Consider the following 10,017-nt stretch of genomic DNA (forward strand, 5'->3'; position numbering starts at 1 on the left):
ATGGACGACATCCGCCAACCCGAACGCCGACGCTTCGCTCTCTCGGGCCTGGCCCTCGGCGCCACCATGCTCACGGCGCGCGGCGCCCAGGCGGCCGACACGCCGGCGCCGGCGCGCGCCAGCGGCCCGATCGTGCTGCACGGCGTCAGCCCGCGCCTGACGGTCCATGCGCTGGACACCTTCCACGGCGCGGCCGCCGCCGGCCTGCGCATCGACTTCTCGGCCTTCGACGGCGAAAACTACAAGCCGGTGCGCTCGTTCACGGTCAACGCCAACGGCCGCTCCGACGAGCCGCTCCTGGTCGACGAGAGCTATCGCCCCGGCCGCTACCAGTTGCTGCTGCACGTGGATGACTACTTCGCCGCGAAGAAGGCGGTGCTGCCCACGCCGGCCTTCCTGACCAAGCTGCCGGTGCGCTTCCAGGTGGTGAACGCGGCCGAGCGCATCCACCTGCCGATCCAGTTCGGGCCCTGGGCCTACACCTACTCCCGCGGCAGCTGAACTCCCCCGAAAGGAACCATCCCATGGCAGGCATCACCACCCACGTGCTCGACGTGCGCACCGGCCGCCCGGTCGCCGGCATGCAGGTCGACCTCTTCGACCTCTCGACCACGCCGCCGACACGGCTCAACAGCACCCGCACCAATCCGGACGGGCGCACCGATGCGCCGATGCTCGCGGCACAGGCCAGCCGCACCGGTCGCTTCGAGCTGCGCTTCCACGTGAACGCGCATTTCAAGGCGAACGACGCGCTGGCCGAGGAAGTGCCGGTGCAGTTCAGCGTCTTCGATGCAGCGCAGCATTACCACATCCCCCTGCTCTGCTCGCCGTGGTTCTTTTCCACCTACCGCGGCAGCTGAGCCGTTTTCCTTCACCCGCCTGGACGACGAATGACCACCCAAGACAAAGACACCGAGAAATACCTGCTGGAGTCGATCCGCCTGGCCATGGACAACGTGCGCGAGCGCAGGACCTGGCCCTTCGGCGCCGTGCTGGTGCGCGACGGCCAGGTGCTGGCCCGCGCCGTGAACGAAGTGGACGCGCTGTGCGATCCCTCCGCCCACGCCGAGATGCAGGCGGTGCGCACCGCCAGCCGTGCGCAGGGCAGCACCGACCTGAGCGGCAGCACCGTGTATGCGAGCGGCTACCCCTGCCCCATGTGCCTCACGGCCATGTACCTCGCTGGGGTGAAGAAGGTCTACTACGCCTACTCCAACGAGGACGGCGCGCCCTACGACCTGTCGGCCGAACGCGGCTACATCGAGATCGCCAGGCCGATCGAGCAGCGCGAGATGAAGCTCGAAGGCCAGCGCGTGCGGCCGGAGGGCGAGGACCTCTACGAAGCCTGGCGCCAGGTGCAGGGCTAGGCGGCGGCGCCTAGACCGTATGCTTGTTGCCCACCGCCCCCGGCGCTAATCTGCGCCTTGGGGGCGGGCGTCTCCCGCCCCGGGAGAGCGCCATGTATGAACGCATACTCGTCGCCACCGATGGTTCCGAGCTCTCGGAACTGGCCGTCACCAGCGCGATCGACCTTGCCCTGCTCACCAACGCCGAGCTGGTCGCCGTGAAGGTGGTCCACCACTATCCCACCGGTTACTTCGAAGGCTCGCTGCTGCTGACCCAGATGGAGGTCCAGCGCATGCAGGGCGAGGCCGATGCCGAGGCCCAGCGCGTGGTCGACGCGGTCAAGGCCAAGGCCGACGCGCGCGGCGTCCGGAGCACCCTCGCCGTGATCATGAAATCCGAGCTGGTGGCCGAGGCCATCATCGAGGCGGCCCGCGTGCACAAGAGCGAGCTGATCGTGATGGCCTCGCACGGGCGGCGCGGCCTCAAGCGGCTCCTGATGGGCAGCGAGACGCTGCAGGTGCTGACGCACTCGCACACGCCGGTGCTGGTGCTTCGCTGAAGACCGAGGGCCCAGGGGTCAGGGCTTCGGGCCGTCGCGCCTGCGGTCCGCGCGCTTGTGCTCGAGGTAGGTCGCGAGGTCGATCTCGTGCAGTTGCCGGGGATAGCGCTCGGCCTCCTCGAACCAGGCGTGCAGGCGTTTCTCGGCCCGCTCCGCAGGCGCTGCGTCCAGCCCGTCCAGGTAGGCGTCGAGGGTGAGGAAGTAGCGCATCGCGTTGCGCTCCATCAGCCCGCGCACGCCGCGGATGTATTCGGGCTCGCCGTTCGGCTTCTGGCCGACCACGGTGAAGCCCATCTTGTGGCTGCCGAAGGTCGCGAGGTAGGCCTTGGTGGCCAGCCGCGCCATCATGTTGTGGTCGTAGGAATAGCCGAAATGCAGGAAGCTCTGGCGCTCGCCGAGCGGCACGGCTTCGAGCGAGACGCGGTAGTTGCTGGTGCCCAGCGGACCGCTCTCCGCCGACAGCCGCACCGCCAGGTAGTCGCTGCTGTTGCTCGCGGTGCGATGGACGAAGGGCAGCTCGAAGGCCTGCTCCACCGGCTTGTCGTAGCGCTGGACCACGCTGAGCGTCAGCACCTCGCCCTGGCCCTGCTTGCTCACTCGGCAGCGCCGGTTGTTGATGTGCAGCAGCAGCATTTCGCACCACTGCCCGCCGTTCGCCAGCGCCGTGCGCACCTCGTCGAGCGGATGATCGACCACGGCGTAGACGTCGCCCTGGAGCCCGCCGTCGGTCTCGGTGGATTCCAGGTGCATCGGCCTTTTCAGCGGGCTGCCGGACAGCTGGCCGGCCAGCTTCTGGTGCTGCTCGCGCAGGGCGGGCGCGGAGCCGGCATCCAGCGGGCCTGCCCGCGCGATGGTCGCACCGGCGGCAAGAAGCAGTCCCAGCCAGATGGCAGGGAGCCGGAAGGAGGCCGAGCGGCTGTTCATCCCTACACCATACAACGAGTGCCCGGGTACCGCCTGCCAGCGCGGGCTGCCGCCCGGGCGGGGGCGGTTGAGGCTCAGCGGCCCTTGCGGACCGGCTTGCCGCGCGCCGCACCGGTCTCGCGCGGGGGCAGGCCGGTGTGCTGCGTGAGGATGCGGCCTTTTGCGGGTTTCACGGGCTGGACCGGCTTCAGCGCCACCGGCGTCGAGTTCTTGCGCCGCGCACTCTGGTAGCTGCCGTCGGTGAGCGGCTGGTAGGTGGGGATCAGGTGGTGCTTGCCGTTGCCGATCAGGTCGGCGCGGCCCATCTTCTTGAGTGCCTCGCGCAGCATGGGCCAGTTGTTGGCGTCGTGGTAGCGCAGGAAGGCCTTGTGCAGGCGGCGGCGCTTCTCGCCGCGCACGATGTCCACGGTTTCGCTGTCGCGCGTGATCTTGCGCAGCGGGTTGCGGTCGGTGTGGTACATCGCCGTCGCGGTGGCCATGGGCGACGGATAGAAGGTCTGCACCTGGTCGGCGCGGAAGCCGTTGCGCTTGAGCCAGAGCGCGAGGTTCATCATGTCCTCGTCGCTGGTGCCCGGATGGGCGGCGATGAAGTACGGGATCAGGTACTGCTTCTTGCCCGCTTCCGCGCTGAACTTCTCGAACATCTGCTTGAAGCGGTCGTAGCTGCCGATGCCGGGCTTCATCATCTTCGACAGCGGCCCCTGCTCGGTGTGCTCGGGCGCGATCTTGAGGTAGCCGCCCACGTGGTGCTGCACCAGTTCCTTCACGTACTCGGGCGACTGCACGGCCAGGTCGTAACGAAGGCCGGAGCCGATCAGGATCTTCTTGATGCCCTTCAGGGCCCGCGCGCGGCGGTAGATCTTGATGAGCGGGTCGTGGCTGGTATTGAGGTTCGGGCAGATGCCCGGGTACACGCAGCTGGGCTTGCGGCAGGCGGCCTCGATCTCCGGACTCTTGCAGCCGATGCGGTACATGTTGGCGGTCGGCCCGCCCAGGTCGGAGATGGTGCCGGTGAAGCCCTTGACGCTGTCGCGGATGGCCTCGACCTCCTTGATGATCGATTCCTCCGAGCGGCTCTGGATGATGCGGCCCTCGTGCTCGGTGATCGAGCAGAAGGTGCAGCCGCCGAAGCAGCCGCGCATGATGTTCACGCTGAAGCGGATCATCTCCCAGGCCGGGATCTTGGTCGCGCCGTCGTGGCTGCCGTTGTCGTCGGCATAGCGCGGATGCGGGCTGCGCGCATAGGGCAAGTCGAACACGTGGTCCATCTCGGCCGTGGTGAGCGGGATGGGCGGCGGGTTGATCCAGACGTCGCGCGCGGTCGCGCCCTCGCCGTGGGCCTGCACCAGGGCGCGGGCGTTGCCGGGGTTGGTCTCCAGGTGCAGCACGCGGTTGGCATGGGCGTAGAGCACGGGGTCGGCGCGCACCTGCTCGTAGGACGGCAGGCGGATCACCGAGCGATCGCGCGGCGGCGGCCTGAGCCGCACCGCCGGATTGGCGACGAACTGCACCGGCTTCGCGGCCGCCTGGGCCTGCACGGCGACCGCCTGGGCCTCGTCTTCCTTCGCACAGGTCGCGCCGTGGGCCTTGGCCTGCTCCGACACCATCAGATACGGATTCACATGCGCATCGACGCGGCCCGGCAGGTCCACGCTGGTGGAGTCGATCTCGAACCAGCCCTCCGGCGTCTCGCGCCGCACGAAGGCGGTGCCGCGCACGTCGGTGATGTGCTGCACCGGCTCGCGCGCAGCCAGCCGGTGCGCGATCTCGACGATGGCGCGCTCGGCGTTGCCGTAGAGCAGCAGGTCGCACTTGGCGTCCACCACGACCGAGCGGCGCACCTTGTCCTGCCAGTAGTCGTAGTGCGCGATGCGGCGCAGCGAGCCTTCGATGCCGCCGAGCACGATCGGGACGTCGTTCCACGCCTCCTTGCAGCGCTGCGAATAGACGATCGCCGCGCGGTCGGGCCGCCGGCCGCCGACGTCGCCGGGCGTGTAGGCGTCGTCGCTGCGGATCTTCCGGTCCGCCGTGTAGCGGTTGATCATCGAATCCATGTTGCCGGCGGTCACGCCGAAGAACAGGTTCGGCTTGCCCAGCGCCTTGAAGGGCTCGGCGCTGTGCCAGTCGGGCTGGGCAATGATGCCGACACGGAAGCCCTGCGCCTCCAGCATGCGGCCGATCACCGCCATGCCGAAGCTGGGGTGGTCGACATAGGCGTCGCCGGTGACGATCACGATGTCGCAGCTGTCCCAGCCCAGGGCCTCCATCTCGGTGCGCGTGGTGGGCAGGAAGCGGGCGGTACCGAAGCGGGCCGCCCAGTACTTGCGGTAGCTGGTCAGCGGCTTGGCGGCGCGCGCGAAAAAGGAGACGTCGACGGGGGCGTTCATGTGGGGTGTGGAGCGGCGATGCAGGCCGCGGTGGCCCGGTTCCGGGCAACCCGCGATTTTAAGTGCTGGGGGGGCGAGCCGTCGAATCCAAGGTCATCTGCATGAAAAGCCGGATTCGCTTGATTACTTGCCTTAGTCAAGTATTCGATTGACAATGGCAAGCATGACTGCCGTCAGCCCCTCCCCCGACGAAGTCGCCGCCGTGAAGGCAGTGCGCCGTTTCAACCGCTTCTACACCCGCCGCATCGGCGCCCTCGACCCCTATCTCGGCAGCGACATGTCCCTGACCGACGTGCGCGTGCTCTACGAGCTGGCGCACCGCGAGCAGGCGGTGGCCAGCGAGATCGGGAAGGACCTGGGCCTGGACGGTGGCTACCTCAGCCGCATCCTGCGCCGCTTCGAGGCCCAGGGCTGGCTCGCGCGCGAAACCCACCCGCGCGACGCGCGCCAGAGCCTGTTGCGCCTGACCGAGGCCGGCCACGCCGCCTTCGCCCCGCTGCAGCAGAAGTCGCGCGACGAGGCCCGCGCCCTCCTCGCGCCACTCTCGGCGCCGCGGCAACGCCAGTTGATCGCGGCGATGCAGCAGGTGCAGGCGCTGATCGAGCCCGAGGCCAATGCCCCGGCGCGGCCGCCTACCGCAGTGCTGCGCGATCCGCAGCCGGGCGACATCGGCTGGGTGGTGCAGCAGCACGGCGAGCTCTATGCGCGCGAATACGGGTGGAACAGTGAATTCGAAGCGCTGGTGGCCGAGATCGCCGGCGAGTTCCTGCGCAAGTTCCAGCCCGAATGGGAGCGGTGCTGGATCGCCGAGCTGGGCGGCGAACGCGTCGGCGCGGTGTTCCTGGTGCGCAAGTCGGCCACCGTGGCGCAGCTGCGCCTGCTGATCCTCGCCCCGCAGGCGCGCGGCCTCGGCCTGGGCGCGCGGCTGACGGACGAATGCATCGCCTTCGCGCGCCGCAAGGGCTACAGGAAGATGGTGCTGTGGACCAACAGCTGCCTCACTGCCGCGCGCGGCATCTACGCGGCACGCGGCTTCAAGCTGACGAAGTCGGAGGCCTACGAGGGCTTCGGCCAGCAACTGGTGGGCGAGACCTGGGAGCTGAAGCTGTAGCCGCCTTCACTGCATGAACCAGCCATGGCTCACCACCAGCGACTGGCCGGTGAGCGCATTGGTCGGGAAGGCGGCGAAGAGCAGCGCCACGCGCGCCACGTCGTCGGTGGTGGTGAACTCGCCGTCCACCGTCTCCTTGAGCATCACGTTCTTGACCACCTGCTCCTCGGTGATGCCCAGCGTCTTCGCCTGCTCCGGGATCTGCTTCTCGACCAGCGGCGTGCGCACGAAACCGGGGCAGATCACGTTGGCCCGCACGCCGTGCGCGGCGCCTTCCTTGGCCACTGTCTTGGCGAGGCCGATCAGGCCGTGCTTGGCCGTCACGTAGGGCGCCTTCAGCAGCGAGGCCTCCTTGGAGTGCACCGAGCCCATGTAGATCACGCTGCCGCCGCGGCCCTGCGCGTACATGTGCTTCAGGCAGGCCTTGGTGGTCAGGAAGGCGCCGTCGAGGTGGATGGCCAGCATCTTCTTCCAGTCGGCGAAGCTGAACTCCTCGACCGGGTGCACGATCTGGATGCCGGCGTTGCTGACCAGGATGTCGATGCCGCCGAAGGCCTTGGCCGCTTCCTCGACCGCGGCATCGACCTGCGCCTCGCTGGTGACGTCGACCGCGACACCCATGGCCTGGGCGCCGCTCTGGCGCAGTTCGGCCGCCGTGGCGTCGGCCGCTTCCTGGTTGAGATCGGCGATCACGAGTTTGGCGCCTTCCTGCGCGAACAGGATGGCGATTTCCTTGCCGATGCCGCTGGCCGAGCCGGTGACGAATGCGACCTTGTCCTTGAGTTGCATGGGGAGTCCTGGAATGAGGAGTGAAGGGAATGATGATGGCGCCTGCAAGCGGCGTGCCCGTGACAGAGCGTGACGCAGAAGTCTTTGGCCAGCCTGACTGGCCCCCTCAGCGGCTCCCCTCCTGCATCGCCGGAACGCGCATCGGCCGCCGGACGCGCGGCGTGTTCGGCTCGGCCATGTCGAAGGTGGTCACGCCATTGGCCTGCGAGGCGGCACGCAGCCATTCCGGATGCTCCAGCGTTTTGCAGATGTCGCGCAGCCCCGCCTCCCAGTGCTCGTCGACCGAGGCGCGCGAGAACTCGTAGTCCTTCGATTCGATCTCGTAGGGCTTGTCGCGGTAGATCAGGTGGACGATCTCGATCGGCTCGTGCGTCAGCTGGCTGCACACCGCGGCCACGCTCGGATCCTTGCGCAGCGAGGCGGGCAGCTTGGCGATCAGGTCGGCGACCGCCTGCTGCAGGTTCAGATTCGAGGCCAGCGCGTCGGTGTTCATGCGGGTGCGGCTGGAATAGGTGATGTCCTTCTGCCGCTCCATCACCTCGGCCAGCGTGCGCGGCATGGCGCCGCGCGCGCTGAACAGGTCCACCTGCAGCACCATCAGCGGCTCGGTACGCGGGTGCGTGTCGAGCACGTATTGCAGCGGCGTGTTCGAGACGATGCCCCCGTCCCAGTAGTCCTCGCCGTCGATGGTCACCGGCGCAAAGCCGGGCGGCAGCGCACCGCTGGCCATGATGTGCTCGGGGCCGATGCGCTGCGACATGTTGTCGAAATAGACCGAGTTGCCGCTGCGCACGTTCACCGCGCCGACGCTGAAGCGGATCTCGCGGTCGTTGATGCGGTCGAAGTCGACCAGGCGCTCGAGCGTGGACTTCAGCGGCGAGGTGTCGTAGTAGCTCAGCACCGGCGACGCGGCGCCCAGCAGCAGCGAGGGACTGGGCCGCGGCGTGAAAAAGCCGGGCACGCCGAAGACCGCGGCCGATGTCGCGCTCCACTGGTTGAAGAACGAACGGTCACCCCATCCCGGCGGCAGGCGCTGCGCCAGTCCCGAGGAGACCAGGTCCCAGAACTCGCGCAGGCGCTCGACGCGCCGCTGCGGCGGATTGCCTGCGATCAGCGCCGCATTGATCGCGCCGATCGAGACGCCCGCCACCCAGTCGAGCGCCTTGTTCTTCTCGAAGACGCCGGCATAGACCCCGGCCTGGTAGGCGCCCAGCGCGCCGCCGCCCTGGAGCACCAGCGCCTTCCGGGCGGTCGTGATGTCGACGCGGGTCTTCGAGGAACGGGGACGCGGGGTGGTGCGTTCGGGCTTCTTGCTGGAGCGGGTGGTGCGCATGGCGCCGATTGGACACCATGCGCAGGCCCGGCTACATCTTCGGCAGCAGCTGCCCGCGGATCTCGCCGTTCGGGTTGGCCGCGGTATGGATGTTGGCGTACCACTTGCCGGCTGAGAGGTCAGCCGCCTGGGCCGGCGTCAATGTCGCCTGGCCTTCGATCGGGCTCGCGGGATTCGCGAAGGGCAGCGCCACGCCGGCATTCTCGCCAGCCGCCGCCGGGCCATGGAAATGCGCCGCCGTGGCAGGCCCGCTCAACCCGGTATAGATGATCTTGTACTTGAGGACATTGGTGTCCCTGTTCAGCCAGGCCTCGACCAGGCCGCTGCCGCGCGTCATGTTGGGCGGCACTTCGCTGGCCGCGTTCATGCTGCCGCTGAAGCTCGCGGTATTGGAGCTGGACATCATTCCGCAGCCTGCCAGGGCCGCGGTCGCCACGCCGGTCACGAGGACGGCACGCAAGAGGGTGGCATATCGATTCATGAATGGATCTCCATAGTGCGGAAGCGGCCAGCATAGGCCGCGCGCAACGCCCCGCGTGTCGGCCGCAAGCCCGAGTTTCGGAGCGCGCGATGGCATGATCCGGCGCATGACGACTGCCGCTCCCCTGCCCTCCGCGCACGAGGTCGCCGCCTTCTGGCGCGATGCCGGTCCCCAACGATGGTTCGCCAAGAACGAGGCCTTCGACGTCGAGTTCAAGTCGCGCTTCGAGGCTGCGCACCATGCCGCCGCGGCCGGTGCGCTCGACGGCTGGGCAGCCGATGCCGAGGGCGCACTGGCCTTGCTGGTGCTGCTGGACCAGTTCCCGCGCAACGCCTGGCGCGGCAGCGCCCACATGTTCGCCACCGACGGCAAGGCGCGCGCGGTGGCGCGGGCCGCCATCGAGGCCGGCCTGGACCGGCAGTTCGACGAGGCGCTGCGTGCCTTCTTCTACCTGCCCTTCATGCATTCCGAATCGCTGGCGGACCAGGAGCGCTCGGTCGAGCTCAATGCCGCGCTCGATGCCAACACGCAGCGCTACGCCGTGCTGCACCGGGACATCATCGCGCGCTTCGGCCGCTTCCCGCACCGCAACCCGATGCTGGGGCGGGAGACCACGCCGGAGGAACAGGCCTTCCTGGATGAGGGCGGGTTCGCGGGCTGAGTTCGTATTGCTGCTCACACTCTTGGGAAGCGCCGCGCGGCGTTCTGATCTTCGCGACCCGATGTCGCGACAAAAGATCAGATTCTGATCTGAGCGAAACGCCCCCAGAATCGCGCCTCGCAACGGGAGCGAGGCAGCGACAACGCTGAAGCCATGAGCTTGGTCTCCCTTGCACAGCAGGGAACCAAGAAAATGAATAAGCGATTGCATCGCGTGGTGTTCAACGCCGCGCGCGGGCTGAGGGTGGTGGTGCAGGAGACTGCACGCGCAGCGGGCAAGGCGAGCGGCGCGACGCCGGTCTTCGTTGCGGCGGCGCTGATGGGCTCGACACCTGCGCCCGCCCAGATCGTCGCCAATCCGATGGCCCCTGGGGGCACACGCCCAACGATCCTCGTGGCGCCCAACGGGATTCCGGTCATCAACCC

The 10,017-nt window shown here is 68.4% G+C and carries 12 protein-coding genes; 7 read left to right on the top strand and 5 right to left on the bottom strand.

Annotation, left to right across the window (positions count from 1 at the left end; translation table 11 throughout):
* From A8M77_RS32285 to A8M77_RS32300, 4 genes are all read left to right on the top strand, one after another.
* Nucleotides 1–501: a hydroxyisourate hydrolase gene (locus tag A8M77_RS32285; protein WP_086925567.1), complete on the top strand. Its 501-nt coding sequence runs from the start codon at nt 1–3 to the stop codon at nt 499–501.
* A 23-nt stretch (nt 502–524) separates the two neighbouring features.
* Nucleotides 525–860 (top strand): hydroxyisourate hydrolase, encoded by a 336-nt coding sequence (gene uraH / locus A8M77_RS32290; RefSeq protein ID WP_086925568.1) that lies wholly within the window; start codon nt 525–527, stop codon nt 858–860.
* A 30-nt stretch (nt 861–890) separates the two neighbouring features.
* Nucleotides 891–1,367 (top strand): nucleoside deaminase, encoded by a 477-nt coding sequence (locus A8M77_RS32295; RefSeq protein WP_086925569.1) that lies wholly within the window; start codon nt 891–893, stop codon nt 1,365–1,367.
* A 92-nt stretch (nt 1,368–1,459) separates the two neighbouring features.
* Nucleotides 1,460–1,906 (top strand): universal stress protein, encoded by a 447-nt coding sequence (locus A8M77_RS32300; protein ID WP_086925570.1) that lies wholly within the window; start codon nt 1,460–1,462, stop codon nt 1,904–1,906.
* A gap of 18 nt (nt 1,907–1,924) precedes the next feature.
* On the opposite strand, the gene A8M77_RS32305 is transcribed toward A8M77_RS32300, so the two are convergent.
* Together A8M77_RS32305 and A8M77_RS32310 are read right to left on the bottom strand one after the other, a co-directional pair.
* A complete protein-coding gene (locus A8M77_RS32305; RefSeq protein WP_086925571.1) occupies nt 1,925–2,830 on the bottom strand; it encodes a hypothetical protein in 906 nt (301 codons plus the stop codon).
* Nucleotides 2,831–2,904: 74 nt separating this feature from the next.
* Nucleotides 2,905–5,217 (bottom strand): YgiQ family radical SAM protein, encoded by a 2,313-nt coding sequence (locus A8M77_RS32310; RefSeq protein ID WP_086925572.1) that lies wholly within the window; start codon nt 5,215–5,217, stop codon nt 2,905–2,907.
* 154 nt (nt 5,218–5,371) lie between these two features.
* Here A8M77_RS32310 and A8M77_RS32315 point away from each other — a divergent pair, with 154 nt between their 5' ends.
* A complete protein-coding gene (locus tag A8M77_RS32315) occupies nt 5,372–6,328 on the top strand; it encodes a bifunctional helix-turn-helix transcriptional regulator/GNAT family N-acetyltransferase (protein ID WP_086925573.1) in 957 nt (318 codons plus the stop codon).
* A gap of 6 nt (nt 6,329–6,334) precedes the next feature.
* Here A8M77_RS32315 and A8M77_RS32320 read toward each other — a convergent pair whose 3' ends face one another.
* From A8M77_RS32320 to A8M77_RS32330, 3 genes are all read right to left on the bottom strand, one after another.
* Nucleotides 6,335–7,117, bottom strand: a complete 783-nt coding sequence (locus A8M77_RS32320) for a 3-hydroxybutyrate dehydrogenase (protein WP_086925574.1) — start codon at nt 7,115–7,117, stop codon at nt 6,335–6,337.
* 106 nt (nt 7,118–7,223) lie between these two features.
* Nucleotides 7,224–8,450, bottom strand: a complete 1,227-nt coding sequence (locus tag A8M77_RS32325; protein WP_086925575.1) for a DUF3734 domain-containing protein — start codon at nt 8,448–8,450, stop codon at nt 7,224–7,226.
* Between the two features lie 31 nt (nt 8,451–8,481).
* A complete protein-coding gene (locus A8M77_RS32330; RefSeq protein ID WP_086925576.1) occupies nt 8,482–8,931 on the bottom strand; it encodes a CHRD domain-containing protein in 450 nt (149 codons plus the stop codon).
* 106 nt (nt 8,932–9,037) lie between these two features.
* On the opposite strand from A8M77_RS32330, the gene A8M77_RS32335 reads away from it, so the two are divergent.
* Nucleotides 9,038–9,592, top strand: coding sequence for a DUF924 family protein (locus A8M77_RS32335; protein ID WP_086925577.1), 555 nt, complete (start codon nt 9,038–9,040; stop codon nt 9,590–9,592).
* Between the two features lie 153 nt (nt 9,593–9,745).
* A partial coding sequence (locus A8M77_RS32340; RefSeq protein WP_143694854.1) for an ESPR domain-containing protein occupies nt 9,746–10,017 on the top strand: 272 nt, incomplete at its 3' end.

Source organism: Variovorax sp. JS1663 (assembly GCF_002157355.1).
Taxonomy (GTDB): Bacteria; Pseudomonadota; Gammaproteobacteria; order Burkholderiales; family Burkholderiaceae_C; genus Variovorax.

What these genes read in the sequence shown, in the direction of transcription:
- A8M77_RS32285 (WP_086925567.1), top strand. Translation starts at nt 1, where the DNA reads ATGGACGACATCCGCCAACCCGAACGCCGACGCTTCGCTCTCTCGGGC.
- uraH (WP_086925568.1), top strand. Translation starts at nt 525, where the DNA reads ATGGCAGGCATCACCACCCACGTGCTCGACGTGCGCACCGGCCGCCCG.
- A8M77_RS32295 (WP_086925569.1), top strand. Translation starts at nt 891, where the DNA reads ATGACCACCCAAGACAAAGACACCGAGAAATACCTGCTGGAGTCGATC.
- A8M77_RS32300 (WP_086925570.1), top strand. Translation starts at nt 1,460, where the DNA reads ATGTATGAACGCATACTCGTCGCCACCGATGGTTCCGAGCTCTCGGAA.
- A8M77_RS32305 (WP_086925571.1), bottom strand. Translation starts at nt 2,830, where the DNA reads ATGAACAGCCGCTCGGCCTCCTTCCGGCTCCCTGCCATCTGGCTGGGA.
- A8M77_RS32310 (WP_086925572.1), bottom strand. Translation starts at nt 5,217, where the DNA reads ATGAACGCCCCCGTCGACGTCTCCTTTTTCGCGCGCGCCGCCAAGCCG.
- A8M77_RS32315 (WP_086925573.1), top strand. Translation starts at nt 5,372, where the DNA reads ATGGCAAGCATGACTGCCGTCAGCCCCTCCCCCGACGAAGTCGCCGCC.
- A8M77_RS32320 (WP_086925574.1), bottom strand. Translation starts at nt 7,117, where the DNA reads ATGCAACTCAAGGACAAGGTCGCATTCGTCACCGGCTCGGCCAGCGGC.
- A8M77_RS32325 (WP_086925575.1), bottom strand. Translation starts at nt 8,450, where the DNA reads ATGCGCACCACCCGCTCCAGCAAGAAGCCCGAACGCACCACCCCGCGT.
- A8M77_RS32330 (WP_086925576.1), bottom strand. Translation starts at nt 8,931, where the DNA reads ATGAATCGATATGCCACCCTCTTGCGTGCCGTCCTCGTGACCGGCGTG.
- A8M77_RS32335 (WP_086925577.1), top strand. Translation starts at nt 9,038, where the DNA reads ATGACGACTGCCGCTCCCCTGCCCTCCGCGCACGAGGTCGCCGCCTTC.